The organism is bacterium (assembly GCA_021372615.1).
Taxonomy (GTDB): domain Bacteria; phylum Armatimonadota; class Zipacnadia; order Zipacnadales; family UBA11051; genus JAJFUB01.
Map to the genome: position 1 here is coordinate 23,307 of JAJFUB010000011.1, position 26,991 is coordinate 50,297.

The 26,991-nt window shown below is 66.7% G+C and carries 23 protein-coding genes; 10 read left to right on the forward strand and 13 right to left on the reverse strand.

Annotation, left to right across the window (positions count from 1 at the left end; translation table 11 throughout):
• The first annotated feature begins 594 nt into the window (after positions 1-594).
• The 3 genes from dnaA (at position 595) to recF (ending at position 4,695) form a co-directional block, all read left to right on the forward strand.
• On the forward strand, positions 595-1,959 hold the full coding sequence (gene dnaA / locus LLH23_00880) for a chromosomal replication initiator protein DnaA (GenBank protein ID MCE5237030.1): 1,365 nt from the start codon (positions 595-597) through the stop codon (positions 1,957-1,959).
• A 382-nt stretch (positions 1,960-2,341) separates the two neighbouring features.
• Complete coding sequence (dnaN, locus tag LLH23_00885) at positions 2,342-3,451, forward strand: DNA polymerase III subunit beta (GenBank protein ID MCE5237031.1); 1,110 nt, start codon at positions 2,342-2,344, stop codon at positions 3,449-3,451.
• A 116-nt stretch (positions 3,452-3,567) separates the two neighbouring features.
• Positions 3,568-4,695: a DNA replication/repair protein RecF gene (gene recF, locus LLH23_00890; GenBank protein MCE5237032.1), complete on the forward strand. Its 1,128-nt coding sequence runs from the start codon at positions 3,568-3,570 to the stop codon at positions 4,693-4,695.
• A 76-nt stretch (positions 4,696-4,771) separates the two neighbouring features.
• Here the strand turns inward: recF and LLH23_00895 are convergent, their stop codons facing one another.
• On the reverse strand, positions 4,772-6,829 hold the full coding sequence (locus tag LLH23_00895) for a carboxypeptidase regulatory-like domain-containing protein (protein ID MCE5237033.1): 2,058 nt from the start codon (positions 6,827-6,829) through the stop codon (positions 4,772-4,774).
• Between the two features lie 343 nt (positions 6,830-7,172).
• Between LLH23_00895 and LLH23_00900 the strand changes: the two genes are divergently transcribed.
• The 3 genes from LLH23_00900 to LLH23_00910 are packed head-to-tail and all read left to right on the forward strand — an operon-like array spanning position 7,173 to position 10,303.
• On the forward strand, positions 7,173-7,799 hold the full coding sequence (locus LLH23_00900) for a DUF721 domain-containing protein (protein ID MCE5237034.1): 627 nt from the start codon (positions 7,173-7,175) through the stop codon (positions 7,797-7,799).
• Between the two features lie 32 nt (positions 7,800-7,831).
• Positions 7,832-9,286, forward strand: a complete 1,455-nt coding sequence (locus tag LLH23_00905) for an RtcB family protein (protein ID MCE5237035.1) — start codon at positions 7,832-7,834, stop codon at positions 9,284-9,286.
• A gap of 15 nt (positions 9,287-9,301) precedes the next feature.
• A complete protein-coding gene (locus LLH23_00910) occupies positions 9,302-10,303 on the forward strand; it encodes a sodium:calcium antiporter (GenBank protein MCE5237036.1) in 1,002 nt (333 codons plus the stop codon).
• A gap of 14 nt (positions 10,304-10,317) precedes the next feature.
• Here the strand turns inward: LLH23_00910 and LLH23_00915 are convergent, their stop codons facing one another.
• The gene (locus tag LLH23_00915; protein MCE5237037.1) at positions 10,318-13,287 is read right to left on the reverse strand and encodes an adenylate/guanylate cyclase domain-containing protein; all 2,970 of its coding nucleotides are present in this window, start codon (positions 13,285-13,287) and stop codon (positions 10,318-10,320) included.
• 228 nt (positions 13,288-13,515) lie between these two features.
• Here LLH23_00915 and serS point away from each other — a divergent pair, with 228 nt between their 5' ends.
• From serS to LLH23_00930, 3 genes are all read left to right on the forward strand, one after another.
• Entirely contained in the window at positions 13,516-14,793 is a 1,278-nt protein-coding gene (serS, locus tag LLH23_00920) for a serine--tRNA ligase (GenBank protein ID MCE5237038.1), read from the forward strand.
• An 11-nt stretch (positions 14,794-14,804) separates the two neighbouring features.
• Positions 14,805-15,896 (forward strand): hypothetical protein, encoded by a 1,092-nt coding sequence (locus LLH23_00925; GenBank protein MCE5237039.1) that lies wholly within the window; start codon positions 14,805-14,807, stop codon positions 15,894-15,896.
• 152 nt (positions 15,897-16,048) lie between these two features.
• On the forward strand, positions 16,049-16,729 hold the full coding sequence (locus LLH23_00930) for a hypothetical protein (protein ID MCE5237040.1): 681 nt from the start codon (positions 16,049-16,051) through the stop codon (positions 16,727-16,729).
• A 6-nt stretch (positions 16,730-16,735) separates the two neighbouring features.
• Here LLH23_00930 and LLH23_00935 read toward each other — a convergent pair whose 3' ends face one another.
• The 11 genes from LLH23_00935 to LLH23_00985 all read right to left on the reverse strand — a co-directional run bounded on the left by LLH23_00935 (position 16,736) and on the right by LLH23_00985 (position 25,916).
• Positions 16,736-17,638, reverse strand: a complete 903-nt coding sequence (locus tag LLH23_00935) for a ParB/RepB/Spo0J family partition protein (protein ID MCE5237041.1) — start codon at positions 17,636-17,638, stop codon at positions 16,736-16,738.
• A complete protein-coding gene (locus LLH23_00940) occupies positions 17,631-18,410 on the reverse strand; it encodes an AAA family ATPase (protein ID MCE5237042.1) in 780 nt (259 codons plus the stop codon). Before LLH23_00940 ends, LLH23_00935 begins: the two co-directional genes overlap by 8 nt.
• Positions 18,411-18,459: 49 nt before the next feature.
• Entirely contained in the window at positions 18,460-19,140 is a 681-nt protein-coding gene (locus LLH23_00945) for a class I SAM-dependent methyltransferase (protein ID MCE5237043.1), read from the reverse strand.
• A 32-nt stretch (positions 19,141-19,172) separates the two neighbouring features.
• Entirely contained in the window at positions 19,173-20,177 is a 1,005-nt protein-coding gene (locus LLH23_00950; GenBank protein MCE5237044.1) for a hypothetical protein, read from the reverse strand.
• Between the two features lie 50 nt (positions 20,178-20,227).
• On the reverse strand, positions 20,228-20,905 hold the full coding sequence (locus LLH23_00955; protein ID MCE5237045.1) for a Mov34/MPN/PAD-1 family protein: 678 nt from the start codon (positions 20,903-20,905) through the stop codon (positions 20,228-20,230).
• Positions 20,902-21,777, reverse strand: coding sequence for a Mov34/MPN/PAD-1 family protein (locus LLH23_00960; protein ID MCE5237046.1), 876 nt, complete (start codon positions 21,775-21,777; stop codon positions 20,902-20,904). Before LLH23_00960 ends, LLH23_00955 begins: the two co-directional genes overlap by 4 nt.
• A 62-nt stretch (positions 21,778-21,839) precedes the next feature.
• Positions 21,840-23,033 (reverse strand): ThiF family adenylyltransferase, encoded by a 1,194-nt coding sequence (locus LLH23_00965; protein MCE5237047.1) that lies wholly within the window; start codon positions 23,031-23,033, stop codon positions 21,840-21,842.
• A gap of 38 nt (positions 23,034-23,071) precedes the next feature.
• Positions 23,072-23,341, reverse strand: coding sequence for an EsaB/YukD family protein (locus LLH23_00970; GenBank protein ID MCE5237048.1), 270 nt, complete (start codon positions 23,339-23,341; stop codon positions 23,072-23,074).
• A gap of 64 nt (positions 23,342-23,405) precedes the next feature.
• The gene (locus LLH23_00975) at positions 23,406-24,440 is read right to left on the reverse strand and encodes a S1C family serine protease (protein ID MCE5237049.1); all 1,035 of its coding nucleotides are present in this window, start codon (positions 24,438-24,440) and stop codon (positions 23,406-23,408) included.
• 27 nt (positions 24,441-24,467) lie between these two features.
• On the reverse strand, positions 24,468-24,902 hold the full coding sequence (locus tag LLH23_00980) for a hypothetical protein (protein MCE5237050.1): 435 nt from the start codon (positions 24,900-24,902) through the stop codon (positions 24,468-24,470).
• A 396-nt stretch (positions 24,903-25,298) separates the two neighbouring features.
• Entirely contained in the window at positions 25,299-25,916 is a 618-nt protein-coding gene (locus LLH23_00985; GenBank protein ID MCE5237051.1) for a DUF1559 domain-containing protein, read from the reverse strand.
• Between the two features lie 140 nt (positions 25,917-26,056).
• On the opposite strand from LLH23_00985, the gene LLH23_00990 reads away from it, so the two are divergent.
• A partial coding sequence (locus LLH23_00990) for a class I tRNA ligase family protein (protein ID MCE5237052.1) occupies positions 26,057-26,991 on the forward strand: 935 nt, incomplete at its 3' end.

Here is a 26,991-nt window from a genome sequence, read left to right on the forward strand (position 1 = left end):
CTATACTCGGTTCATGAGCAAGCGGCTACACATTTTCTCCACACCTGTTGAAAAGGCTGTGGAAAACTGATTAGGCCTACAGGCTCAAGTGTTAGTTGCACTAGGTCGGTGCCGTCTGAGGGGTGGTTTTCTCCACAGGCGAGCCCGTTAGGGAGTTTTTGGACGCAATTGACACCAGTTGGACACGGGTTCGGGCAGAGGGCCCGTGGCCGACGCCAGGCGGACGTCGTAGCAGGACGCATCACCGGTATTTCGCTGTGAAGGGCGTGGTCCGGGAGAGGACCGCGCGAGTGGTGGAGAGACCTCAGGGAGCTGGGGATTCCCTTCGTCCGTAGCCAGACCGTCGAGCGCAAGCGACACTCCGGCTTCCATCATTGCTCTGATCTAGCCGCGCCACCGGAAGTCAACCACACCACCGTTCAGCCTGCCTCTGCCCGCACCATCGTCGCACGGGTGCATCGGGTCACCGATGTGCTGGTTTCGTCAGCGGTCGCCGCCCGTCCGGGGGCATCCGTTGGCGGGGTCGGCACCTGAGGGTCACCGGTGTTTCGCGGCCGCTGTGCACTTCGCAGGAACCAACAGGGAGGCTGGGGCATGTCTGAGATGGTCATGACCGGCGAAGAGATCTGGTCGCACGTGTTGCCGATGCTGAAGGACCGCATCGGCCAGGCCACCTTCGATGCCGTGCTGCGCAGTGCTGCCCCGCTGGAGTACGACGGAGCGGCCTTCACCCTCTCTGTGCCCAACGACTTCATCCGCCGCATGCTCGAGGAGCGCCACCGGCCGCTGATCACGGCCTGCTTGCAGGAAGTGCTCAAGGAGCCGGTGGACTTGCGCATGCGCGTGGTCGAGACGACGCTGGAGACGATGGAGCGCCCCGTGGTCTACGCGCCCCCGCCCCCTCTGCCCGTGCAGGAAGTGTTCGATACCGGACCGCTCAACCCACGCTATACCTTCGATAGCTTCGTGGTGGCAGACTGCAACCGCTTCGCGCATGCGGCGGCCCTGCAGATCTGCCGCAACCCCGGGCGGTGCTATAATCCCCTGTTTATCCACAGCAAGGCGGGTCTGGGCAAGACCCACCTGATGCAGGCCATCGGGCACGGCATCCGCGAGCAGCACCCCAACATGCAGGTGGTGTACGTCTCGGCCGAGGACTTCGTCAATCAGCTCATCTCGGCCATCCGAGACAACCGCACGGCCGAGTTCCGCCGGCGGTATCGCTATGTGGATGTGTGGCTGGTGGATGACATCCAGTTCATCGCCGCCATCGAGGGGCCGGCCTCGGAAGAGGAGTTTTTCCACACTTTCAACACGCTGTGCATGAACGACCGGCAGGTCGTCATCGCCTCCGACGCGCCGCCGCGCCAACTGCAGATCATGAACGACCGGCTCCGCAGCCGGCTGGAGATGGGCATCCTGGCGGACCTGCGCTGCCCGGATGTCGAGACCCGCGTCGCGATCCTGGAGAAGAAGGCGGCCGCCGAGCAGGTCTACATCCCGCGGGACATGCTGGAATACCTCGCCAAGAAGATCGAGTCCAACATCCGGGTGCTCGAGGGCGCGCTGCTGAAGCTCTGTGCGTACTCCTCGCTGCACGGGGGCGAGCTGACGCTGTCGATGGTGGACGAGATGGTGGCCGACTACTCCTCCTCGGCCTCGGAGCGGCGCATCAGCCTCAACGAGATCGCGTCCTACGTGAGCGAGCGGTTCGAGTGCCCCGTAAGCGACCTCACGGGCCCCAAGCGCAGCAAGGACATCGCCTGGCCGCGGCAGGTCGCCGTCTATCTGGCCCGGGAGTTGACCGACCACTCCCTTAGCGACATCGGCAACTTCTTCGGCGGGCGCGACCATTCCACGATCCTGTACGCCTACAACAAGGTCAGCGACATGGTCGTCGAGGATGAGAAGGTCCTGTGGGAGATGAACGACCTGAAGGCCGCCTTGCGCGACCACTAGGGCGCGCAGTCCAGCCGCGCGCCGGCGTAGTAGCACTCCACCAGGCCCTGTGGAAACGGTCTAGAGTGGCCGAAGGGCAATCTTGGATAACACGGCCACAGGGCCACCATGGTGGAGAGTGTGCAGAGCGGGTGCAGGTTACCTCCTTTCCCCTCCACAGCACCAGCCCAAGAGCCTCAGCGGCTGAAGGCCAATCTCAACATTTTCAACAGAACTACTACTAATACTACTACATATGTATGTAAAAGGCTTTCCTCTAGGGCTGTACAAAACTACGCTTTGACACCGCAGCCCTCACGCATGTAAAATCGTGCGATGTGGGGTTGGCGGACCTTTTGGGGCAGCCCATTCCAAGTAGAACCTGCAGGGAGGTTTCGGACGCATGCTCAAGGTGTCATGTCCCCAGCATGATCTTGCTGAGATGGTCAGCATCGTGGCGCGAGGCGTGTCCGGGCGCAGCACACAGCCGATTCAGAGCAACGTGCTGCTGGAGGCCAAGGACCAGAAACTGCGGTTGGCGGCCAGCGACCTGGAGTATCTGAACATCGAGGGTGTGCTCCCCGTGGATGTCGTCGAAGAGGGCGCGACGACTGTCCCCTCCGACAAGCTGGGCGAGATCATGGCGCGCCTGCCCAATGCCGACGTGCGCCTGACAGCCAAGGAGAACTACGGCCTAAACATCACCTGCGGCCGCGCGGTGTTCGACCTGCCGGGTAAGCCCGCCAGCGACTTTGCGACCCTCCCCCCCGCGGGTGACGCCTTCCGCTTTGAGGTCCCGCAGTCGGGCCTCCGCAAACTCCTGCAGCGCACCGTCTTCGCTACTTCGCGTGACGAGAGCCGCCCCATCCTCACCGGCGCCCTGTTCCGGTTGAGCACTGGTCAGATCGAGGTCGTCGCTACAGACACGTATCGGCTGGCCCTGCAGACGTTTGAGGCCCCGATTGAACTCCCCGAGAGCCGCTCGGTCATCCTGTCGCGACAGGCGCTCTCTGAAGTGCTCAAGATCGTCAGCCACAGTGACGATCCCATCTCCGTGGCGATCTCGGAGAGCCAGGCCGAGTTCGCACTGCCGGCCCTTACGCTGGCCACTCGCCTGATCGAGGGCCAGTTTGTGAACTATGGCAAGGTCGTGCCTAGCGGCTTCCAGCGGCGCGTCATCTGCGAGCGGCAGGAGCTGGCCGAAGCGCTGGCGCGTTCGGTCATCATCGCCAAGGACGACAACAACCGCGTAGTGCTGCGCACTGACGACGGTTCCCTGCGCATCACGGCCGAGGCGCCGGACCGCGGGGAAGTCGAGGAAGTCGTGTCCATCAAGCTAGAGGGCGAGGATATCGAGATCGCCTTCAACGCCCGTTACATGCTGGACATGCTCGAGGTGATAGACACCGATGAGGTCGCGTTGGAGCTGTCCGGTCCGCTCAACAGCGGCGCGCTCAAGCCCGTCGGCGACGATAGCTACCTGTACGTCCTGATGCCGATGCAGATCATGTAGAGGCAGGGACTGGGGATTGAGGACTGGGGACTGGGAACGGCTTCGGATGAGGCCGTTCCTGTTGTTTGCGCTCCCTGAGGCCCAATGCCTAGCGTCCCACCCCAACTCGCATACCCATGCACCTCACGCGCCTGACCCTCACCAACTTCCGCGTATACGAGCAGCTTCAGCTTGAACTGCAGCGCGGCCTCAGCGCCTTCATCGGGCCGAACGCGGCCGGCAAGACGAGCCTGCTCGAAGCGATCCACGTCCTCGCGACGACCAAATCCCCCCGCACGAACAGTGACGCCGAACTGGTGCAGTGGGGGGCCAACATCTGCCGCATCGAGGGCGGCTTCGTGACGCACGATGGGCGGGCTCTGCGGCTCGCCGTTGGGCTGGACGCCTCCGCCGGCGTCGGCGCCCTGGGGCGGCGGCTGGAGGTCGAGGGCGAGGCCGTCAGCGGACCGCGCGACTTCATCGGGCGCGCTACCGTCGTCATGTTCACCCCGGATGACCTGGCCATCATCAAGGGCGGTCCGGGCCTGCGACGGCGTTTCCTGAACACGGCCATCGCGCAGCTTCAGCCGCGCTACCTGGACGACCTGAGCCGCTACAAGCGGGCCCTGCGGCAGCGGAACGAGCTACTCAAGACGCTGGGACATGGCGCTCGACCGCCGGCTGAAGCGCAGGCGTGGACGGAGCAGCTCGTGCGCTCGGGGGCGGCTGTGGCCGTGACGCGGCGGCGCTTCATCGGCGCGCTGGATGTGCAGGCGCGGGAGGTGCACCGTCGCATCGCCGGTGAGGAGGAGTTGGCGCTGAGCTACGTGGGCGAGTTGGCGGACTGCGGCGAGGAGGACGCCGCGGCAGAAGTGTTCCGGGCGCGGCTGGAGGAGCTGGGGGATCTGGAGGTGCGGCGAGGCACGACGCTGGCCGGGCCGCACCGCGACGAGCTGCACGTGGCGATCAACGACGTGCCGGTGCGGCAGTTCGGCTCGCAGGGCCAGCAGCGGACGGCGGCGCTGAGCCTGAAGCTGGGACAAGCGCGCGTGGCTCAGGAGTGGAGCGATGAGCCGCCCCTGCTGCTGCTGGATGATTGCCTCTCAGAGCTGGACCCCGCCCGGGCCCGGGCCGTGCTCGACCTGGCCAACACTCTTGACGGCCTGATCGTGACGACGGCGAAGCTGGACCCGGTGTTGGCGGAACACCCGGAGGCGGTCTTCTACGATATCGGCGGGGGGAAGGCCCTCAGTCGGGGTGAGTGAACCGCCAGTTCGGACAGGAGAAGAACAAAGACGGAGCCGGCACACCGGCTCCGTCTTTTCGCTTCAGTCCAGCGCTCTACTCGGTAGTGGCGCCCGTGAAGTCCGCGGTGGTCGTGCCGGGCGGGAGGGTCACGACCAGACGCGTCGGGTTGAACGTCATGTGGGTCCGCGACGGTATGACCACATACGTGCCGGCCTCCAGGTGGGCGAAGGTGTAGCGGCCCTCGTTGTTGGTCGCAGTGGCGCCCACGAGCGTGCCGGCCCGGTACAGGCGGACGGTGACTTCAGCGACCGCCGCCCCCGCGTGGGTCGTCACCTGCCCGGAGATCGTGTACACAGACCCGATGCCCACGAAATCCACACCCGTGGCACTCGGCGGGAGGACGACCGCCCTGACGGCCGGATCGAAGATGACCCCGGCCATGAGGGGCGCGACACTGTACGCGCCCGCATCCAGGTTCAGGAAGTAGTAGCGCCCGTTACTGGAGGTGGTGCGAGAGGCGACCAGGCTGCCATCCTTATACAGGCCGACGCTGACGCCGGCGATCCCGACGCCCTCGGCGGTCTTCACGGTGCCGCAGATCAGGTAACCGGCAACGAAGTTGGCAGTGGACGTCGAGGGCGGCAGAGCGATGGTGCGGTTGGCGGGATCGAAGGTCAGCAACTCGCCGAGCGGCCGGACGGAGTACGTGCTGGCGACCAGATCCGCGAAGCAGTAGCGCCCCTCGGCGTTGGTGGTAGTCGTGGCCTTCTGGATGTCGCCCTGGTAGAGCGCAACCGTCACCCCGGCCAGGGCCGTCCCGGAAGCCGTCTTGATGGTGCCCGAGATCGAGTACGCGATGGCCACGGCGGTGAAGTTGGCCGTGCTCGTGCTGGGCGGCACGGTGATGACGCGGTGGGCGGGATCGAAGATCAGCCCGACATAGGCAGGCTTCACCACATACGTACCGGCCACAACTTCGCTGAAGGTGTAGCGGCCTTCAGCATCGGTGAGGGCGGTCTGCTTGAGCACCCCGGCCTGGTAGAGATTGACCGTGAGGCCGGGCCGTGTCGTCCCGCCGACGGACTTGATGACCCCTGAGATCGTGGAGGGCAGCGGGGTGGCGGCGAAGTGGGCCTTGGTCGTGCTGGGCCCGACGGTAACAGCCCGGGACGCGGGATCGAAGGTGTACCCGCTGGTCGTGGGCAGAACCAGGTAGGCGCCGGCGGTGAGTCCGCTGAAGGTGTAGCGCCCCGTACCATCGGTGAGCGCGGTCTGCTTGAGCACCCCGGCCTGGTAGAGACTGACGCCGATGCCGGGCAAGGGCGTGAGATCGGGCGGGGGGGTGAGGTTAGGCTTCACTATCAGCCCCGAGATCGTGTAGGTCTGCGGCGCTGCGGTGAAGTCCGCCGTGGTCGTGCTGGGGGGCACAGTGACGGAACGGCAGGCGGGATCGAAGCTCAGCCCGGTGCCCGTGGGCACCACCACGTACGTGCCGGGGGCTAGCTCGCTGAAGGTGTAGCGCCCCGTACCATCGGTGAGCGCGGTCTGCTTGAGGGCCCCGCCCTGGTAGAGGTTGACCGTGACGTCGGGCAGTGCCGCATCGCCGAGCCGGATCACGCCCGAGACGGTGGACGGGTGAGTGTTGACGGTGAAGTCCGCAGTGTCGCAGTCGGGTGGGACAGTGATGGAGCGGGTGGCGGGATCGAACGCCAACCCGGCGCCCGCGGGCTGGACGGAGTACGTACCGGCCGTGAGTTCGAGGAAGGCGTAGGCCCCCGCGCCATTGGTGGCGGTTGATCGCTTGAACACTCCGCACTGATAGAGGTTCATGGTCACGCCGAGCAGTGGCGCGCCCTCCGTGTTCTTGACGACACCCGAGATGTAGTGCGTACGTGCGAGGGCAGTGAAGTTGGCGGTCGTGCACTCCGGGGGCACGGTAACGACGCGGTGCGCCGGATCGAAACCGAACCCGGCGGCCCGGGGCACGACGACGTACGTACCGGGCAGGAGTTCACTGAAGGTGTAGACCCCGTCCGCCTCCGTGACACCGGTCCGCTTGAGCACTCCCGCCTGGTAGAGGCTGACCTCCACGCCCGGACTGGCGGCGCCGGCCTCGTTCCTGATGACGCCGGCGATACTGCTGTAGGTCATGTTGGCACACACGGGGGGGATCAGAGCGACAATGAGGAGCAAGACGATTGCGGCAAGGGCATACGCACGCACGGCAAACACCTCCGTAGAGACGAGTCGAGAGAATGCCGGACCATGCTTCCCGGCGCGTCCACTTGCGGCTACGGCGACAGGTGAAGCCCGCCGATGCCCTGGCGGGTAGCCTGAACGACAGACCGATCTGGTACGTGCTTACCGATTGTCTCCATATTACCGCAATGTCAGACCGAGGGCAACACAATAAGGACGGAAAACCGGCACTGCGCATTCCCGTCGGAGCCGCGCGACCTTTACCGACGGCCCTGCCGCGGGCTATACTGACCACATGCCTCGCCACCCGATGAACATGCGCACCGCGAAGCTGTCGCCGCTGGGCTCGGCCCTCAATGAGGTGCTGGCCGAGGGCGGGCACCTCGAGCGCGGCAAGAGCGCCGTGGCCGCCGAGATCTGGCCGCAGATCGTCGGCCCCTGGTACGCCCGGCGCAGTTGCGTCATCGCCCTGAAGAAGAAGGAGCTGCGCGTCTTCTGCGACAGCCCGGCGGTGGCCCAACAGCTCCAGGCGGACCAGGAGACGATCACGACACGGCTGAACGAGCGCCTCGGCGGGCGCTATGTCACGAGCCTGCGGCCGTCCAGCGTCGGCCCCCGCGAGCAGCGGGCAACAGTGCGAGCGCAGGTGGCCCTGGAGCCTGACGGCCCCGACGAGGCCGAGCTGGCACAGGTGCCCGTGCCCCCCGAGGAGCTGGCGGCCATCCAACAGCGGGCCGCCGCCGTCGAGGCAGGGCCGCTCCGCGAGGCCTTCATCCGGTCCGCCGAACGCTGGTGGCGACTGGAGGAGTGGAAGCGCCAGCGGGGCTACCGGCAGTGCCCGGAGTGTGGCTGCCGGCATGACGACCTGACCGACCTGTGCTACGCCTGCCGCGTGATGCGGGCGCAGCCATATCTGCAGTAGCACCTCGCCGCCGGGGAAGGAGCGGATGGGCCATGGCCATGCAGTACACCGGACAGATCGAGCAACTGGACGCCTGCCGCTTCCGCTTGCCCCGCAGCGGCGACATGCGGGCGGACGGCATCGTGTATGCCGACGAAGAGCTGTTCAAGGACCTGCGGCACGACGCGGCCCTGGCGCAGGTGGCCAGCGTCGCGTGCCTGCCGGGGATCGTCGGCCCGTCGCTGGCCATGCCTGACTGCCACTACGGCTACGGCTTCCCCATCGGCGGCGTCGCGGCGTTCGACGTTGAGGAGGGCATTGTCTCACCCGGCGGCGTGGGCTACGACATCAACTGCGGCGTGCGGCTCCTGCGCAGCGACCTGAACGTGGCTGAGGTGCGGCCGCGCCTGGACAAGCTCGCCTCGGCCATCAATGCCACCATCCCCGCCGGCGCCGGTGAGAAGGGCCCCCTGCGCCTGAGCGGCGCGCAACTGGCCGAGGTGCTGGTGCAGGGCCCCTCGTGGGTCGTCAAGCAGGGCTACGGCGTCGCGGAAGACCTCGAGCATACCGAGGACCGGGGCCGGCTGCCGGCTGCCGATCCGGACGCCCTGAGCAAGCGCGCCACTGAGCGGGGCGCCCCGCAGCTGGCCACCCTCGGCGGCGGCAACCACTTCCTGGAGATCCAGGCGGTGGACGACATCTACGACGAGCGCCTGGCGCGCGCGTTCGGCGTGGACGAGGTCGGGCAAGTCACCGTCATGATCCACTGCGGGTCGCGCGGGCTGGGCCACCAGGTCTGCGAAGACGCGCTGGACGTGATGACGGCGGCGGCTCGCCGGTATGGCATCAGCCTGCCCGACAAGCAGCTCGCCTGCGCGCCGGTCGGCTCGCCCGAGGGCCAGCACTACCTGGCGGGCATGGCCGCGGCCGCGAACTACGCCTGGGCCAACCGCCAGGCCATCATGTACTATGTGCGGGAGGCGTTCGAGCAGGTGCTGGGACGCGGGTGGCAGAAACTGGGGCTGGACCTCGTCTGGGACGTGGCCCACAACATCGCCAAGCTGGAGGAGCACCACAGCGGCGGCGTGTCGCGCCGGCTGTGCGTGCACCGCAAAGGCGCCACGCGCGCCTTCCCCGCCGGCCGCCCCGAGTTGCCTGCCGTCTTCCGCGAGACCGGTCAGCCGGTGCTGGTGCCCGGCGACATGGGGTCGGCCTCGTACCTGCTGGTCGGCACCGTTGAGGCGCTAGAGCAGACGTGGGGCTCGACCTGCCACGGGGCCGGGCGCGTGCTCAGCCGCAGCGCCGCCATCCGCAAGCACCCCAGCGGGCAGGTGCGGCGCGAACTCGAAGCGCAGGGCATCGTCGTCCGCGCCTCGGGTCGCGACACGCTCGCCGAAGAGGCCCCGGATGCCTACAAGGACGTGGACCGCGTCGTGGCCGTGTGCCACCAGGCGGGGTTGTCGCACAAGGTGGCCCGGCTCCGGCCGCTGGCCGTCGTCAAGGGATAAGGAAGCATCGTTTCCATGGAGATCGTCGGACCCGCCGCTCTCGCTCTCGTCGCCCTGGGGATCATTCTGGCCGGATGCGAGCTGTTCACCAACGGCATTGAGTGGGTCGGCAGCAAGCTGAACCTGTCCACCGGCGCCGTCGGCAGTGTCCTCGCCGCCGTCGGCACCGCCCTGCCCGAGACCCTGGTGCCCATCGTCGCCCTGGTCTTCGTGCGGGGAGCCAAGGCGGAGGAGATCGGCATCGGCGCCATCCTGGGCGCGCCGTTCATGCTCAGCACCCTGGCCTTCATGATGACGGGTCTGGCCGCCATCGTCTACCACCGTCGCGGCCGCCGCGGCCTGAACCTGGCCGTGGACACCGATACCCTCGGCCAGGACATATCGTACTTCCTGGGCGTCTACCTCGTCGCCATCGGCCTGTCGTTCGTGCCGAGCAAGCCCCTGCAGGTCGCGGGCGGCATCGGCCTGCTCATCGCCTACGTCGTCTACGTGCGGCGGCACTTCTGCCGCGACTGCGCGGAGGAGGGCGAGCAGCTCAACCCCCTGCACCTGACCCGGTGGGTCGAGGTCCCGCGCCTGCGCTTCGTGGTGCTGCAGGTCATCGTGTCGCTCTCGGCCATCTTCTTCGGCGCGCACCTCTTCGTGCAGAACCTGGAGAGGATCTCGGAGTACTTCGGCATCTCCGCCCTGGTGCTGTCGCTGATCATCACGCCGATTGCGACGGAGCTGCCCGAGAAGTTCAACAGCATCATCTGGGTAGGCCGGGGCAAGGACACGCTGGCCCTGGGGAACGTGACCGGCGCGATGGTCTTCCAAAGCTGCATCCCGGTGATGATCGGCGTGGCCCTGACGCCATGGCGCCTGGAGCCGCAGGCGCTGGCCTCAGCCGTCGTCGCGCTGGTCTCCGCGGCCATCGTGACGACAGCGATGCGGCTCAAGCACCGCCTCTCGCCCTACGTGCTGATCCTCGGCGGGCCGCTGTACGCCGCGTGGATCTGGTTCGCGCTGAGCCGCTAGGCGCGTGGCTCTGTCTATACGCCCAGCGTCTTCCGCCCCAGGGCGAAGGCCTGCGCCCCGGTCATCGCCTCGCCCTCCGCCTTCGCCCGCGCGAAGGCGTCGGCGGGCATCTCCGCGGCCAGGAGTTCCAGCAGTTCCTCGCACAGCAGCTTCCTAAACGGCCACAGGCTCTGGAGCCTTACCGCCACCAGCGTCACCTGCACCGCCTCCGCCAGCTTCCCGCAGACCCGCAGCACCTCCGCCACGGAGTACAGCCATGCGCCATTCTCAATGTCGCCCTCTTCGTCGAACTGGCGCTGCGTCTGCAGGAGGGGAGCAATGGCTGCCATGGCCTGCTGACGGTCGCCGCCGCGAGCGTAGATGCGGGCCATGTTCGCCCCGGCCATGGGCGCCAGGCCGTCTGGGAGGTCGGCAATGGGCCACGGGCCGAGGTGCTGATCGGCCAGCTCAGCAGCCAGGTTCCACAGGCCGCCACTGGTGCAGACGAGGACCGAAGTGAGTAGTTGGCTGGTGCGCAGGCCGGGTTCGAGCGTCCTGAGCCCAGCAATGACGGCCATGTGGTCGCGAGCCAGCCTGGCCGCCTCCGCTGTGTCTCCGCAGCGGGCCACGAGGGGGATAGCCGTCCGCCAGCCATACTGGGCAACTGCCGGGTCGGCGCTCAGAGGGCCCTTGACCAGTTGCACCAACTCAGCGACGTGGCGTCGTCCTCGCCTGAACTCCCCGACCTCGAGGTACACTGTGAGTGCCTGTGTGATGACAAAGCACCTGCTGCGGGGGTCGTCCGCGTCGCGGCTCTCGGCCACGGCGCGGTCGGCTTGCGCCAGCGCGCCCTGGGCGTCACCGGCGCGCCACAGTCTGGCTGCCAGGTTGCCCCGGTCGTGCGGGGTCTGGACCCACCGGCCAAGCTCCCTCGTCCACCTGAGGCAGGCGGCGCGATCAACGCGCGTTGCCAGTCCTGAAGCCCAGAAGGCGCAGGCGTAGCGCAGGCGGTCATCCCCGGTGGCGTCAGCGAGGGCGAAGGCCTCCTCCGCACGGCTCAGGCCCTCCTCATATCGCCAGCCGTGGTAGAGACATACCAGCCTCACAGAGGCGGCGATGGCGGGCCACCTCTGGCCCTCATGGCCGGGGACCTGTCGCAATACCTCGTCGAGCAGAGGGAGTAGCCGCTCGGCGGCGCTGGGTGTCACCTCCAACTCGTCCTGCAGCAGGGCCAACAGCGACTCCGCTTCCGCCATGTGCCCTTGCCGGGCTGCTTGCCGCACTGCCGCCTCCACATTGGGCGCTTTGAGGGCCACGAGCGTCCAGTAGCCCCCGTCCCGCTGGCGCATTCCGTCAGGCCCACAGCCCTCTGCCCAGTCCGCATAGTACGTCCAGTGGCTCCGGCGTGTCTCGTCCGCTTCCCCCGCCTCCACCAGCTTCTCCTGGGCGAACTCGCGGATCGTCTCCAGCATGTGGAAGCGCTGCTGGCCCAGCGCCTCCTTCGCGTACAGCAGGGACTTGTCGTACAGGGTCATGACATGCTCGACTGCGTCCGGGCCGCAGACCGCCTCGGCCGCCTCCAGGAAGAACCCGCCCTGGAAGACCGACAGCCGGCGCAGCGTCCGCTGCTCCTCGGGGCTGAGCAGGCGGTAGGACCAGTCAATGGTATCGGCCACCGTCCGCTGGCGTTCGGCCACCCCACGCACGCGCGACGTGAGCACCTGCGAGCGACCCCCGAGCCGCTGCAGGATGCGCAGGGGCGGGTACACCCGCACCCAGGCCGCCGCCAGCTCTAGCGCCAGCGGGATGCCGTCGAGCCGGAGGCAGATCTCCGCGATGGCCGCGGCGTTGTCCGCCGTGATGGCGAAGTCCTCCGACACCTCGCGGGCCCGGTGCAGGAAGAGATGGACGCTGTCGTACTGCGAGAGAGTCTGCATGTTGAGCGGCGGCTCGGGGAGGCCCAGCGGGAGAACGTGGAGCAACTGCTCGCCCCGCAGATGCAGCACCTCCCGGGAGGTCACCAGCAGGCGCACCTCGGCACTGAGGCGCAGCAGGGCGGCCAGGAAGTCGGCGGCCTCAACGAGGTGCTCGAAGTTGTCGAGCACGAGGAGAAGCTGGCGCTCGTGCGCGTGCGCGGCGATGGCTTGCGCCGGCGACTGCCCCGCCTGGGGCTGGAGCCTGAGGGCCTCCATGATGGCCGCGGGCACAGCCTCCACGGTGGTGAACTCCGCGAGCGAGATCCAGAAGACGCCGTCTGGGAAGCGTTCGAGGGCGTGGGCGGCTGCCTGCTGCGCCAGGCGTGACTTGCCGCTGCCCCCGGGGCCCGTGAGCGTGATGAGGCGATGGTCTGCGTCGGTGAGCAAGGCCGCCAGGCGCTCCAGGTCCTCCTCGCGACCCACGAAGCTGGTCACCTGGGCCGGGAGATTGGTTGGCACGTCGTCGAGAGTGCGCAGGAGCGGCCACTCCTGCTGCGGCCAGTGCGCCCGCGTGACCTGGAAGAGATGCTGCGGCTCACTGAGCCCCCGCAGACGGTGGCGGGAGAGATCAGTGACGCGGACCCCATCGCCGAGTTCGCCGCACGCCTCGAGCAGTTCCTCGGAGGCGAGTATCTGCCCGCCATGCCCGGCGGCGCAGATGCGCGAGGCGCGATTCACCTCGGACCCGAAGTAGTTCCCACCATGCTCGTGGGCCAGGCCATAGTGCAGCCCCAGGCGCACCCGCAAGTCCGGTAGCTGGTGCTGCGACCAGTCGTACGAGGCCAGACTCTCCTGCGACTGCAGGGCGAAGCGCAGCGCCGCCTGCGGGTGAGCGAACACGCAGAAGAAGGCATCCCCCTCCTGATGGATGACCTGCCCCCCAATGGACTGACACGCGTCGCAAAGGAGGGCGTTATGTGCTTCAAAGGCGGAGAGGAAATCGTCCTGGTGCTCCTCCCAGAGCACTGAGGAGCCCTCAATGTCGGTGAAGACCAGAGCCAGCGGTGAGGAGGCGTCCAGAGAAGCCATTGCAGCATTCCCCCATGCGGTCATTGGGCGCAGGGCTGGGTGACGCGACAGGTTCTTCGTTCGCGCCGGCCTGGATCCCTGCTGTCGCGGGGCCGCGTCTTGAGATGTTTCCTCGCCCAATCTACACAGGAGCAACCACTGGCGCCGCGTCGCGCCGGTTGCCTTTCTCCCCCGCCTCTGCCATAATGGGTGCCATTGCCGCGCCCGTGACGAACTGGAGGTTGTCTGATGCTGGACCGCAAACTCATCCGCGAAGCGCCTGACCTCGTGCGTGAGGCCATCCGTAACCGCGGCTCCGACTTTGACGTGGATGAACTGATCCGCCTCGACGAGCGCCGGCGGGAGCTGCTGGACGTCGAGCAGCTCAAGGCCGAGCGGAATCGCCTGTCCAAGCAGATCGGGGAGACGCTCAAGAGCGGCGGCCAGGCCGACGACTTGCGGGCACAGGTGAACGACCTCAAAGAGCGGATTGGGGCCATGGAGACGGAGTTGGCGGAGGTGGACGCGCTCTTCGAGCAAAGAATGTTAGAGATACCTAACATCCCTCTCCCGACCGTTCCCGTGGGTGGCGGCGAAGAGGACAATGTCGTCCTGCATGAGCACGGCGCCAAGCCCAGCTTCGACTTCGACCCTCTCCCCCACTGGGAAGTCGGCGAGCGACTGGGCATTCTCAACTTCGCCACCGCCGCGAAGATGGCCGGGGCGCGCTTTGCCTGCGACCTCGGCGGCGCGGCGCAACTCGAGCGCGCGCTGATGAACCTGATGCTCGACACGCACACGCGCCAGCATGGCTACACTGAGATCGGGCCGCCCTTCCTGGCCAACGCCCAGTCGCTGATCGGCACGGGCTCGCTACCCAAGTTCGAAGAGGACCTGTTCAAGACCACCGTCGGCACGTATCTCATCCCCACGGCCGAGGTGCCGCTGACGAACATGCACCAGGGCGAGATCCTCGAGGCCTCGGACCTGCCGCGGTGCTATACGGCATATACCCCCTGCTTCCGCAGCGAGGCCGGCGCAGCCGGTCGCGAATCGCGCGGCCTGATCCGCCTGCACCAGTTCAACAAAGTCGAACTGATGAAGTTCACGACACCGGAGACAGCCGACGAGGAACTGGAGCAGCTCACGCGCAACGCGGAGACGATTCTGGAGATGCTGGGCCTGGCGTACCGGCGCATCATCCTGTGCACCGGCGACATGGGCTTTGGCTCGGCGCGGACCTTCGACCTGGAGGTCTGGATGCCGGGCATGGGCCGGTGGGTGGAGATCTCGTCGTGCAGCCAGTACGGCGACTTCCAGGCGCGGCGCTGCGAAACGCGCTACCGGCCGGAGCCCGATGGCAAGCCGGTCTTCGTCAACACGATGAACGGCTCGGGGCTTGCCATCGGCCGGAGCCTGGCCGCGGTGCTCGAGAACTACCAGCAGGCTAATGGCACTGTAGTGGTCCCTGAGGCCCTGCGGCCGTACATGGGCGGCCGTTCGGAGATCAATCGGCCGCTGCCCTGAAAGGGTTCGGAATGCTGCCCGCCGGTGCCTTCGCCGTGGTCCTGATGCTGGGCGGCGCACAGGTCATGCTGCCCGCCCCGGCGTTCGTGCAGCAGGGCCGCGTGTGGGCGCCGGCGCGTGAAGTGCTGCAGCGCCTGGGCTACCATGTGCGGTGGCAACCCTCCCCGCGCGCGCTCATCGCCACCCGCGACAGCCAGAGCCTCACCTTCCCCGAGCTGCCGCCCCCGTGGCCGACTCCGACCACCGCCGACGAGGCGCGGTATGTGCGCCGCCTTGGTAACTTGCTCTATCTTCCCCTGCTCGCGCTACGCGCTCTGGACCTGCGGACGACGTGGGATGCGGGCGCGCGCCGCGTCACCATCCGGGACCCGGCGCCGATGCCAGTGACCCTCGCCACCATCCTCAACAGTCCCGCACAGTGGCTCGATCGGACCGTCACGCTGGCGGGCGAGTACCTCGGTTGGGACGCGTATCCCTTCTGCTACGCGACGCGGCCGGGGCCCCCCGTGGCCAGCGGCGACTGGGTCCTCGGCGGCGCCGACGGCGCGATCTACTGCACCCCCGCGCCCATCGCGGCGACCTTCACACGGACAGGCCTCGCGACAGTGCAACCGGCTGGCCCGGTACTCACCCCATACGCCGCTCTGGGACGCCGTATCAGCGTCACGGGTCGCGTGGCCCTGGCGCCGTCCGGCGTGCCGTACCTGCGGCACGAGAGCGTCACGTGGGTGACCGGGCGGGCGGGAGTGTCGTGCGAGTTGGTGCTCAATCAGCAGGCACGAGCGGCCGGCGAAAGGCTGGGCTGGGAACTGGTCATTCACAACCCGGGTCCGACCATCCTGGTCCTCCCACAGAGCAAGGAGATGCTCGTCTCGGTGGCCGCTCCGGGGGGCGCTCTCTACGTTTCAAAACAAAGTTTGCCTGATGAAACAACACTGAGGGAGCTCGCACCCGAAGCAGAGCAGCGCCTTCCCGGAGCATGGCCGATACCAACAGACGCTCCAGCGGGCACGTACGCGATCACGGTGAGCTTGGCGGAGGGATTGCAGAGCATGGCGCGGCGCTTCGAGGTTGTGCGTCCGGTGCGGGGTGAGGCCCCGTGACGCGCAGGGCGCTCAAGGTCGGTCTGCTCGTGCTGGCTGTGGGTGCGGTGCTTGGGGTGAGTGTAGGGCTGGTGACACGCTCTGCCCCCAGGACGCGACTGGCGATTTCTGCAGCAGTTGCTGCACCGCCGCCCGTGGCGCCAGAGGGGATCGTGTTCTCCCCCACCCCCCAGGAAGTGGCGGCCACCCCCGACGTCCTCCCCGCCGGGCTTGCCGCGGTGTACGCCTTCTACAACTTGGCTGAGACCGCCGGCGGTGGTGTCGTTACAGCAACTCTCAGCGTGGACGGCAAGCGGACGGGAGCAGTCCGACGGGAGGACATCCGTCCCGACGCGACTCGTCCCGGGCGCGGAACTGTTACCATACGGGCACCCAGGGGGAAGCTTGCACCGGGGATCTACGAGCTCGAGCTGAAGACCACACGGCGGCGGTTCCGGGCGAGCTTCGTCGCAGCCGCCAACGCCCCACAGATACTGGCGCAGGCGGCGCCCGCCGAAGCGGCTCTCGCACTGCCACAGCACGGGATTGCGCTCGGGGTAGGTCCGAAGGGCGAGCCGATGCGGCCGACGAGCCGTGTTGGGGCGCGTGTGCGCGTGTACTACGTGGTGAGGTACGAGGGGGCTGAGCCGGGGATGGCCGTCTGCATCAGGTGGTGGAGCGGGAGGACGGAACTGCGGACCGCACGGCGCGAGGTCGTGCTCCCCTCAGTGAGCGGGTGGGCCCATGCCTGGATGCAGGCCGCGGACGGGCTCCCCCGTGGTACCTACGAAGTGACTGCGACGACCTCTGGCGATGTCGAGCCGTTGGCTAGAGACCGCTTTACGGTCGAGTAGGCCCCGTCAGACTTCTTCCCCAGGCGTGGTCAGCGTCGTCAGGAGCCGCTCCAGGTCATTCTGGTCGTAGTAGCGGATGTGTATGACGCCGCCACGCTTCGCGCCGGGACGGATGACCACTTTGGCGGCCAGCGCCGTCCGGAGACGCTGCTCGGCGGCAGCCACATGAGGATCGCGCGCCACATCGCGCTGGTCTGCAGAGTCTGCCTTAACCGCCGTCGCGGCAGGCCGCACTGCAGTCTCCTCCACAGGCGAGATCTTCTCACGCACCAGGCGCTCGGTCTCCCGGACGCTGAGCCCCTCCTCGCGCACGACCTTCACGATCTCCTCGTAGCCTTCGTGCCCCACCAGCGGCAGTAGGGCCCGTCCGTGGCCCTCTGAGAGTGTGCCCGCGCGGATGTCCTCCTGCACCTCCTGTGGTAGCTCGAGGATCCGCATCGTGTTGGCCACAGCCGAACGGCTCTTGCCGATCTTCTTGGCCACGTCGTCCTGTGTGAGCCCGAAATCGGATACCAGCATGCGATAGCCACGGGCGGCATCAATGGCGTTCAGGTCGTCACGCTGCAGGTTCTCGATCATGGCGAGCTCGAGCGCCTGGGCATCGTCTGCGGTCTGCACCAGACAAGGGATCGTGTGCAGGCCGGCACGTCGGGCGGCGCGCCAGCGGCGCTCACCCGCCACCAGTTGGTATCCAGCGCCCACGGAGCGCACGATGACGGGCTGTAGCACCCCGTGCGTCTCAATGGAGAGCGTCAGTTCTTCGAGGGAACTGTCGTCTATTGCCTGGCGCGGTTGGAGCGGATTGGGCTCGATGTCGTCGAGGGCGACCTCAATCACGGCACGGCTCTGCGCCAGCGTATCCCCGGAGAGAAGATCACTTAGTCCCCTGCCGAGACCTTTCCTACGCATTGCCGAAGACCTCCTTGTAGAGCATCCAGTAGCGTTTGGCGCCGACGCTGTGTGGATCGTAGAGAACCGCCGGCATACGATGGCCCGGGGCCTCGGCTAGCCGGATATTGCGGGGGATCACCGTCTCGTACACACGCCCGCGGAAGGTGCTGCGGACGTCCTCCGCCACCTCCATCGAGAGGTTGGTGCGGGAGTCGTACATCGTGAGCACCATGCCGGCGATCTGGAGGGCGGGGTTGATCTGGGTCTGTACCAGGTTGATGACCTTCATGAGCTGCGAGAGGCCCTCAAGGGCATAGTACTCACACTGGATGGGGATCAGTGCCTTCTGTGCGGCGGCGAGGGCGTTCACCGTGAGGATGCCGAGAGAGGGAGCAGTGTCAATGATGATGATGTCATAGGAGGCGCGTACGGGCTCCAGGGCGTGCCTGAGGCGCGTGTCGCGAGCAATGGCGCTCGCGAGGGTCATGTCGGCTCCGGCGAGGTTGATCGTGGCCGGGACGACGTCCAGACCCTCCACACACGTCGCCACCGTGACATCCTTGAGGCTCGTGGGCTGTCCTCCGCCGATATCCGAAGTGAGGACATCGTAGAGACAGTGCTGGAGAGCACGCCGATCCACACCGAGTCCGCTGGTGGCGTTGCCCTGGGGGTCGGCATCAACTAGAAGGACGCGCTTGCCGTCGGTGGCCGCCCAGGCCGCGACGTTGACAGCCGTCGTGGTCTTGCCGACGCCACCCTTCTGGTTGATGATGGCGTAGATATCCTGCATACGGGGGCCTCCCCACGACGGCCTGGATCGCGGCGCCGAAGGCGCCGGGTCAGACACGCTGGTATAGGGTCAGCACCAGGGACGGTACGTCAGTACGGTCCGTCCGCAGTGCATTCAAACCGTCGGGGGTAGGACACGCGCCCGGTTGACGCCATAGCGCGACTGTGCCACCAGGTCTAGCCCAGTCGGCAGAGGAGGCTAGGGAGGGCTCGGCCGGGCCAAAGGCACGGATCAGAACCGTGCCGAATCGCCCCTGCATGGCCTCTGGCGGCCTGTGTAGGTCCACAAGCAACGATGTGCAGTTGCTCAGACCATGGCGCCGAATGGCGATATCCAGGAATTGTACCACACGCTGTCGCCGGTCCGCAAGCACAACTTCGAGTTCTGGCCACATGCAGCCCAGTGAAAGGCCTACAGCGCCGCATCCAGCGCCGAAATCGAGCGCAGGAGAGCTCAGGTGGGGACGCAGTGAGGGCGACAGTAGTTGGATGGCGGGAGCGACCAGGTTCTGTGCCAGGGAGAGGGGGTCGGCGTACTTGGTGAGTCCTATGTGATGCGAAGCCGGTGCCAGCCAGGACAAGAGCGAGGTGAGCGCGCCGAGGCGATCAGGAGCAACGCACAGCGCCAGGCGCTGCCGTAGGTCCGTCAGATAGCGGGCCAGACCGACCTGTTCGGTGGACTGTTTCACGTGAAACACCGGCAGGGGAGGGTGCGCAGATGCCCACAGCATAGCGCTCAGATGGCGCGAATGCAAGGAGTTCTTCAGTTCTGGGCAGATGAGGGGGGAATCATCGGGCTGACCGTGCGGAGGATCTGGTCGGCCGAGGTATTCGTGGGGTCATCCACAACGGCAGCCTGCGCCTCGCTCTGGGCTACTTGCAGCCAGGCCATAGCATTCTCGAGTGCGTCAGCCTGCATCGCGGCGGCGGCGCGGATATACGCCGTCAGGGCGAGACTGGCGTGCGCAAACGCCCGCAGGCGAGCCGGGGTGCGGATGCGCTGGTCCATGAGTTGCTTCCCGGGGGGCAGCCTCCGGCCGATCTCAATGGTCTTGCGGAACCACTCGTCGGCGAGGTCCAGTTCGCGCGTCTGACCGTTCTCTGCACGCGTCACCAGGTCCTGGATTGACTGCATGAGGGCCGGGTCGCCAATGCTCAGGTAGGTCGTACCCATCGAGAAGGCGGCCAGACCCATATCCGGGTCGAGTTCTAGCGCCTTCTGGTAGTGCTGGCGCGCGTCATCGAAGCTCGCATGGAGCTGGGCCTGCAGACCGAGCCGATATTCGCGCTTGGCGCGCTGCGCCGGTTGCATGTAGATGGCGATGGGTATCGCCGCGGCAAGCGCCAGCAGCAACACCGACCCGATCAGACCACCGACGAAGCAACCTCGGTGAGAACGGGCGGGTGGAAGCTCCTCTTCGAGCGGCTCAGGAGCGTGTGAGGGCATACCGGGAGCGGTGGACGGCAATGGAGCTGTCCCGAGGCGCGCGCAGCGCGGGCAATGCGTCTCCAAGGGACGCAATGCATAGCCGCATCGCGGGCAGACGCCCGAGGAGAGCATGGGCAGATCTCCCGCGGAGTTGTCGTCCGATGGTGGTGCGTTCTGCGGCTTGTCCGCTTTGGCAGGCGGGATGCCTGCAGATGGAGGAGGGGACAGCGGGCCACTTGGCTCGAACTCAATCTCCAGCACACTGTCGGAGGACGCCGGCCGCTCTCCGCCGTCGTCATCAAAGCTGATGTCCAGCACATCGTCGTGGTCGTCTCTCATCGCAGGACCATAGGAGGCATCTTTGTATATGTTTAACGTTTTATCTTGTACTAACGACGGAACCAGGACAGCAGACCCTTCCTTGGATCGCGCCGTTCAGGTGCGTACTTCATGTCGGCAAGGAGCACAGTCAGTTCCTCCGCCCGCTCCGCATCATCGTATAGCAGGCAACCCGGCAGGCGCTCGAGCGTGCCCTCGCGCCAGGCGAAGACTGCGAGCAGTTGCTGGACAGGATCCAATACAAGCGCAACATGACGCGGGTGGGAGAAGAAGTTCTCGTGGATGAACCGGTCGTGGGCGGACAGGAAGGGCCCAAACCCGGGGTGGGTGTGGTACCACCCCACGATGCAGAGGCCGTCGTCGCGCTTGTCGAGGGCGGCATGGATGCGGTCCCAGGCATCGTGGGTGAAGGTCACATGGGTCAGGCTGGACTCGTTGCTGTCGGCGATGACGATGTCCGCCACCCGCGTCATGGGTCCGCGGGGCGTCTGGACGAAGTCGCCCAGCAGAACGCCGGCCACCTCACGGTCGGTACAGTCACTGCCGTGCCCGATCATGTCATAGAGCGTATCGGCCGCAAAGGCGGCGAGCGGCGAGGGCGGGGACTCCCCCAGCAGCGCCACGCGGACGCTCTCATCATGCCAGGGATCCCAGTCGCGCAACGTCTCCTGGTCGCTGGAGAGCTCCAGCATCAGATCGTCGTCGCCGGGAGGATCCGTGGCGTTCACGGTGACGGCGCTCCCGGGGTAGTTGGTGGGGGCTCTGACGCCGCCGGCGGGGGAGAAGGCCCGGACGGCCCCGACTGTGGAGCCGCCTCCGGAGCAGGCGAAGGAGAGGAGGCCTCATGCCCCTGCTCGGCCTGTGACAGGTCGAGGACGCGGTCGCGGATGGCGGTCAACTCATGCGACATCCCGCTGACCTGCTCGTTGAGGCCAGCAACCTGTCCCTTGAGCACCCGCACGTCGTTGTAGGTGGCGAGGGACACGCCGATCAGAAGCGCCAGCAGGAGACCGATGAGGCCCAGGGCCCAGGTGATGCCGCGGGTCGGCACGTCTGGCGCCGGCGCAGGGATGATGATCGGTGCCGGCTGGGGCGCGGGCGCAGCCGAGGCGCTCTGCGGCGCGCCCGCTGCGGCCCACTGGACGGCCACGGTATGCACGTCAGGCTCCTGCGACAGCTCCTGGCCGTGCCAGGTGAAGCAGCCCCAGGACTTGGCGAGTGGATCGGCCACGACCGCCACCTGCCAGGGGGTGTTGAAGAAGTTCTGGTGGATGAACAGGTCATGCCCCGAGAGGAACAGCCCGAACCCGGGATGACTGTGGTACCAGCCTACGATCTTCAGGTCGGGGTACTCGTTGTCCTTGACGGCGTTGATCTCATTCCAGGTCTCGTGGGTGAAGGTGACACTACCGCGAGAGTGCGCCATGGCGTGACCACGGATAGCGGCCTCGACCAGCACGACTGGCCGCGGGCCATCTATCACCGAGCCCACGAGGATGCCGCCGATCTCATGCTCCGGCTCCTCGGCGGCGTGGCTGTTCACATCAGCCAGGGCTGTCTCGAGCACGAAGACGGCCGGTCCGGTGCTAGACTGCTGCACATCTTTGTCAGAGTCTTGAGCCTCAAGTTGTACATCCGTATCCAGGACGTCGGGATCGTCCATCAGGCAATGCTCCCCAGCGCCAGCTCACGGTCGGCGCGCAGCAAGTAGTACTTCATGGTCATTCCCTCGCGGCCGGTGATGATGTCGTAAGGTGGCAAGCCCAGCTCAGCAAGGGTGCGGTCGAGGTAGTCCTCACTGCCGTCCAGCTTGTGCGTCAGTAGCGGGTCGCAGACTTCGCCGCAGTCCGGGCACGTCGCCTCGGCAATGGTGACCTTGCCCAACGAGCGGAAGAAGTCGCGGGTATGGTCACACTTGGGGCAGTGCAGCCGGGTGCACAGCTCGCGCTCGAACTCGACCTGGGCGTGCGGCCCCACCTCGGCACGGACGAGGTCGAGCATCTGACGGCCAGTCACGTCGCCGACCCCGTAGTCAGTGTCGACGACATCGTACATCTGTTCGTGTGCGGGGCAGTCGTCGCGGCGCTGATAGGTGATGAGGTATGAATCGTGGGTCAGACCGTTGAAGAAGAAACCGCGCCCGGCGAGGTCAGGCAGGTTGCGGTCGGCGTGGAGGAGCTTGATGCCCTCTTGCACCTGGATGCCGCCGATGATCGAGGCAATCGTGGGAGTCGTGGGCACCTTGCCCTGCAGCACATCATCGCGCGAGAGCAGAGCGCAGGAGCGCCGCTGGCTGAGCAGCTTGTAGTCCAACTCGGACATGGTGCACTCGTAGCACGGAGCCTCCTCGCCGGGGACGAACACCCGGGCGACCCCCTGCATCAGCTCAATCGCCCCGTCAATCCACGGGCGTCCGAGCTTCCAGCAGTTCGCGTTGATGGCGACGCGCGCTTCGCGGTTGTCCAGCGCGCCGAAGACCAGGTCCATCTCGCGGAAGGCGCCGAGGCCGAGGTCGTAGTTGATATCGCCCACCAGCGCTTGGGCGCGGACATCGGGGTTGACTTCCATGACGCGCTCGGCGGCGACCTCGGCCTTGTGGCGGCCGCGGTCACCGGCGCGGAAGAGGATGGCGCGGGTGAGGTTCGTGTCCTCGATGGTGTCGAGATCGGCGATGAGGATACGGCCGACGCCGAGGAGGGCGAGGTTCTTAAGGATCTCGTTGCCGAGGGCTCCGGCCCCGACGACCAACACACGCGCCTGGCGCAGGCGCTCCTGATCCCACCACGGGATCAGCCGCAGCCGATCATAGCGGTCTTCAGCCAGCTCGACCTGCAGTTCGTCCTGTTGCTCGGGCACAGGCGGTCTCCTCGGGGAGGGATGGCAGCGGCGGGCTGTCAGCCGGCAGTGATCTCCGGCTGCAGGCGGAGGACGTCGCCATCCTTCACTTCGGCTTCGGCCAGCGTCTGCTCGTCGGTGAGCTGCTTGCCGGAGGCCTTGTGGTGGAACTTGTAGCTGAGCGGCTGACCGTCGGGGCCCGTCACGGGCAGGGCCATCATCTGCACGAGCTTGGCGATGATCCGGCGCACCGGCGCATCGTCAGGCAGCGAGGCCTTCTGCTCCTTGCTGCCGGTGGTGTCCATGATGACCACATTCACCTTACCCATGTCTGCCTCCCTGTGTAGACCTGTATAGGCTTTCTCGCTAATCTGTGACAAATGTGTACCGTACTCAGCGCAACTCTATGTCAATGTCGCTAAGGTCATCCTGCGGTCTCGGCTGCGGCTGGGGGACGGGCGCGGGCGCTGCAGAAGGCGCAGACGGGACCGGAGCGGCGCCCCAACCGGGAGCCGAGTATGGCGGCGGTGCCATGTAGGCGACCGGGGCGACGACCCCACGTGCTACCGACTTAGCGACCACAAGCGAGGTGATCAGCGCAACCAGAAAGGCTACCACGGCTGCCGCCACCAACCACATCCATGGCTGCAGCGTGAACGAGGGTGCGGGTGGCGAGGCAGCCGGGGGAGCCCCGGGCGCGCCGGCCTCGGGTACCGCCGCTGCTGGCGGAGGCGTCGCGCCCTCGGCAGGTGCTTCGGCCGCCGCCGGCGCATCGAGTGTCGAATAAGTTAGCTTTGCCTCATCTAGAAAGGCCATCGCATCATCACTAGGGATGGCGAAGCCCATGTTCTCGGCCTTCTTGGCGACCAGCGTCGCCACCCCGACGACCTGCCCCTGATCGTTGATGATCGGGCCCCCGGAATTGCCCTGGTTGAGCGCCGCGTCTATCTGGACGAACTTCTGGCCGTCAATGTCGCGGCTGGCCGAGGAGACGATGCCCTTGGTCAGCGTGTCGGACAGGCCGAAGGGCGCGCCGATGGCCGCGACTTCCGTTCCCTGCTTGAGCTTGGCGGAGGAGGCGAAGATCACGTTTGGCAGATGCGGGCGGTCCACGCGCAGCACGACCAGGTCGCGCGTCTCGGAGGCCTTCACCAGCTCGGCCGGCAGCTCGTCCCCGTTGGCGAGCTTGACCGTGGCCTTGGTGGCCTTATCCAGCACGTGCTTGTTGGTGAGCACATAGCCCTCGCCGTTGACGATGAAGCCGGTGCCCATGCGCTTCTCCAGCATCACGGTGACGACAGCATCGCGGATCTTGTCGGCGGCCTGCGCGAAGTCCGCGTGGGCCAGGGGGCAGGCGCACAGCAGCGTCAACAGCACCACCACCGGCAGCAGCGGGCGCGCGCCTGGGGACCATCGGCGTCCGGACATGAGCCATCCCTCGCTTCCTGGAGCACGTCATGCCACATATACGGCCAACGGGCGGTCATCCACCGGCAGGGCCGAGGCATGGGCTTCGGCCCACGCCGCCGCCTCCGGGTTGAGCACGTCGTCGGGGTTGTACAACCGGAACTGGATCATCTCACCGACGCGCAACACGAGGTCGGCCAGCGACTCCGAGGGCGTCCAGCCACCGATGCACACGCCGCCCCCGTCGCTGGCGGACAGGATATTCGGGTGAAAGATCAGGGTGCGCCAGATGATCTGCGGCGGCCGCCGCGGGTAGTCGCGGTGCAGGTAGAACTCGCCCTGGTGGCGATCAGCCAGACCGGGCTCGGCCGCCCCCGGCGCCCAGACCAACCCGCGACAGGTGTAGGTGACAAGATAGCGGTCGGGCGGGTTGCCTTCGGCGTCACAGGTGATGAAGTCGGAGGCGCGAACGAGTTCGCGCATGGCCGCCATGTCGGCATGCAGCCGCCGCAGCCGCGGACTGGAGGAGGCTGGTTCGTGAGCGATCATAGCCAAGTAAGCCAACGTCGGCAGTAGAGGGAGAGTTCCACATGAAGACAGGGGACACCTGCCGGCGGCGTGGGGGAGGAGGCGTGCATGCGCGTGAGCACCGGTGTGTGTCTCCCCTCCGGGGCTCTGGCCACAAGGGGAGAGGGGGCGCCGTGGTCCACGGGCTGCCGCCCGGGGCTACTATCTATCGCCCGCTTCGCGGGCTGACGGCGACGGCCCTTGGCGCACTGCCTCCCGCCTTGCGGCGCCTCCGGCCTATGGTGTACGATGGCACACGCCAAGACAGCCACGGCCCGCAGCGACCGTGGCGGGAGTTACTGTACCCGCTCGCTAGGGCTTCGGGTGGGTGGCATCGCCGTTGGGCCAGAAGTGCCAGGCGGCGATGGCGACCTTGCCCGTCGCGCTGTCATAGCCGCCGTCGGGCTTGAGCCACTTGGCGTGTCCGTCAAAGAAGGTGCAGTTGATGCCGTCATTGTGCGGGCACGGCACCAACCCGGGCGAGTAGAAGACGCCCTGACCGTGACCATTGGTGCCGCCCGAGCAGTTCAGGTAGATGTTATAGTTGTCCGCCATCATGAGTTGCTCAGACGGGGATGAGATGCTGCCGAGGCTCAGGCCAGTGCCGTGGGAGGTGCTGAAGCCGTAGCCCGGGTAGGTCGTGCTACGGCTGGGGCAGATGAAGACCTGGGTGTTCTTGCAGTAGGGGGCAATGAACTGATACCAGTACATCCCGGCTTCAGACCCCTGGTTGCCGTATATGACATTGGCCTCGTCGAAGTCCTGCGCGTACGACAGCGCCGCGAGAGCAAGCTGCTTGACGTTCGACAGGCAACTGCTCTGCCGCGCTTTCTCGCGTGCCTTGGCAAAGACCGGGAAGAGGATCGCGGCGAGGATCGCGATGATGGCGATGACGACCAGTAGCTCAATGAGTGTGAAACCCTTGCGCATGTCAGTACCCTCCTTGCAGTTTGCCGGCTGAATGTGCGCGCACTTCGTTGTGCGCAGTTCGCACACCTGCAGACGCATCGCGTTCTCTGCAGATTGCACCAGTTTCTGTTGAGTCCCGGAAAGGCGTGCCAACCGTGCCCATGAACGACCAGTACAACTTCACCGACATCGAGCCCAAGTGGCAACAGCGCTGGCGCGAGGCGAAGCTGTTCAAGGCCGAGCCCGACCTGGAGCGCCCCAAGTACTACGGGCTCGAGTTCTTCCCCTATCCCAGCGGCGCCGGGCTGTCTGTGGGGCACTTCAAGAACTACGCCCCCACCGATGCCTTCCTGCGCTACAAGGCCATGCGCGGGTATAACGTGCTGCACCCGATGGGCTGGGATGCCTTCGGCCAGCCGGCCGAGAATGAGGCCCTCAAGCGCCAGCGCAACCCGCGCGAGATGGTGCCCGAGTACGCCGCCAACTACCGGCGCCAGCTCGAGCTGATCGGCCTGTCGTATGACTGGGATCGGGAGATCAACTCCTCCGACCCGGCGTACTACCGCTGGACGCAGTGGATCTTCCTGAAGCTGTATGAGGCGGGGCTGGCCTATCGGGACACCGCGCCGGTGAACTGGTGCCCGAAGGACAACACCGTGCTGGCGAATGAGGAGGTCGTGGGCGGGCGCTGCTGGCGGTGCGAGAGCCTGGTTGAGAAGCGCCAGATGCCGCAGTGGTTCTTCCGCATCACGGCGTATGCGCAGCGGCTGCTGGATGACCTGGAGGGGCTGGCCTGGCCCGAGGGCATCAAGGCCATGCAGCGCAACTGGATCGGCCGCAGCGAGGGCGCCGAGGTGGACTTCGCGGTGGAGGGTCGCGCGGACACGATCCGCGTCTTCACGACACGGCCCGACACGCTGTGGGGCGCGACCTTCATGGTGCTGGCGCCCGAGCACCCGCTGGTGGCGAAGATCACCACGAAGGCCCAGGCGAAGGCGGTCGCCGCCTACGTCGAGAGCGCGGCCCGCAAGAGCGACCTCGAGCGCACGGATCTCGCGAAGGAAAAGACCGGCGTCTTTACGGGGGCGTTCGCCGT

What these genes read in the sequence shown, in the direction of transcription:
- dnaA (MCE5237030.1), top strand. Translation starts at nt 595, where the DNA reads ATGTCTGAGATGGTCATGACCGGCGAAGAGATCTGGTCGCACGTGTTG.
- dnaN (MCE5237031.1), top strand. Translation starts at nt 2,342, where the DNA reads ATGCTCAAGGTGTCATGTCCCCAGCATGATCTTGCTGAGATGGTCAGC.
- recF (MCE5237032.1), top strand. Translation starts at nt 3,568, where the DNA reads ATGCACCTCACGCGCCTGACCCTCACCAACTTCCGCGTATACGAGCAG.
- LLH23_00895 (MCE5237033.1), bottom strand. Translation starts at nt 6,829, where the DNA reads ATGACCTACAGCAGTATCGCCGGCGTCATCAGGAACGAGGCCGGCGCC.
- LLH23_00900 (MCE5237034.1), top strand. Translation starts at nt 7,173, where the DNA reads ATGCCTCGCCACCCGATGAACATGCGCACCGCGAAGCTGTCGCCGCTG.
- LLH23_00905 (MCE5237035.1), top strand. Translation starts at nt 7,832, where the DNA reads ATGGCCATGCAGTACACCGGACAGATCGAGCAACTGGACGCCTGCCGC.
- LLH23_00910 (MCE5237036.1), top strand. Translation starts at nt 9,302, where the DNA reads ATGGAGATCGTCGGACCCGCCGCTCTCGCTCTCGTCGCCCTGGGGATC.
- LLH23_00915 (MCE5237037.1), bottom strand. Translation starts at nt 13,287, where the DNA reads ATGGCTTCTCTGGACGCCTCCTCACCGCTGGCTCTGGTCTTCACCGAC.
- serS (MCE5237038.1), top strand. Translation starts at nt 13,516, where the DNA reads ATGCTGGACCGCAAACTCATCCGCGAAGCGCCTGACCTCGTGCGTGAG.
- LLH23_00925 (MCE5237039.1), top strand. Translation starts at nt 14,805, where the DNA reads ATGCTGCCCGCCGGTGCCTTCGCCGTGGTCCTGATGCTGGGCGGCGCA.
- LLH23_00935 (MCE5237041.1), bottom strand. Translation starts at nt 17,638, where the DNA reads ATGCGTAGGAAAGGTCTCGGCAGGGGACTAAGTGATCTTCTCTCCGGG.
- LLH23_00940 (MCE5237042.1), bottom strand. Translation starts at nt 18,410, where the DNA reads ATGCAGGATATCTACGCCATCATCAACCAGAAGGGTGGCGTCGGCAAG.
- LLH23_00945 (MCE5237043.1), bottom strand. Translation starts at nt 19,140, where the DNA reads ATGCTGTGGGCATCTGCGCACCCTCCCCTGCCGGTGTTTCACGTGAAA.
- LLH23_00950 (MCE5237044.1), bottom strand. Translation starts at nt 20,177, where the DNA reads ATGAGAGACGACCACGACGATGTGCTGGACATCAGCTTTGATGACGAC.
- LLH23_00970 (MCE5237048.1), bottom strand. Translation starts at nt 23,341, where the DNA reads ATGGGTAAGGTGAATGTGGTCATCATGGACACCACCGGCAGCAAGGAG.
- LLH23_00975 (MCE5237049.1), bottom strand. Translation starts at nt 24,440, where the DNA reads ATGTCCGGACGCCGATGGTCCCCAGGCGCGCGCCCGCTGCTGCCGGTG.
- LLH23_00980 (MCE5237050.1), bottom strand. Translation starts at nt 24,902, where the DNA reads ATGCGCGAACTCGTTCGCGCCTCCGACTTCATCACCTGTGACGCCGAA.
- LLH23_00985 (MCE5237051.1), bottom strand. Translation starts at nt 25,916, where the DNA reads ATGCGCAAGGGTTTCACACTCATTGAGCTACTGGTCGTCATCGCCATC.